Source organism: Arthrobacter sp. SPT-J7, assembly GCF_059089965.1.
The window spans coordinates 1-416 of record NZ_JBNHFF010000580.1 but is presented as its reverse complement, the minus strand read 5'-3'; the positions used below and the strand labels follow the sequence as shown (position 1 = coordinate 416).

The following is a 416-nucleotide window of genomic DNA, read 5'->3' as shown; positions in this document are numbered from 1 at the left end:
GAGGGGGCGATCACTCTTGACGAGCTGGTGGCCCAGGATCATCAGAATCTGGTGTTGGTCTTCGGTACCGAAGGTGATGGGCTGGAGCCCGAGACTGATCGGTTGCTCGACGCGCGCGTGACGATTCCGATGATGAATGGCGTGGATTCGCTGAATGTTGCTGCGTCGTCGGCGGTTGCGTTCTATGCGACGCGGTAGGCCGAACCGCCCCGACTGCGTTTCCTGACTTAGGCCTTCACAAGCGACGGCGTCTTATCGTTCGGGGTAGCGCCCGAACCGCGGTAGCGCTCGATGCTGACGGGGCAGTGGCCAAGCCCGCCGCCCTGCCCCCGGCGGCGGAAGTTGATGACCTGGCCGGTTCTGCCGCATCCGCAGGTGCCGGTCTCGACGTCGCCCATGTCGTCGGTGAGGAGGAA

General features: G+C 64.2%; 1 protein-coding gene and 1 pseudogene. One reads left to right on the top strand and one right to left on the bottom strand.

The window, feature by feature from the left end:
* The coding region (locus AC5RWX_RS34365; RefSeq protein ID WP_494100590.1) for a TrmH family RNA methyltransferase at positions 1–198 on the top strand (198 nt) is incomplete at its 5' end.
* 29 nt (positions 199–227) lie between these two features.
* Here AC5RWX_RS34365 and AC5RWX_RS34360 read toward each other — a convergent pair.
* Positions 228–416 (bottom strand): annotated as a pseudogene (locus AC5RWX_RS34360) (LuxE/PaaK family acyltransferase); the annotation flags it as partial.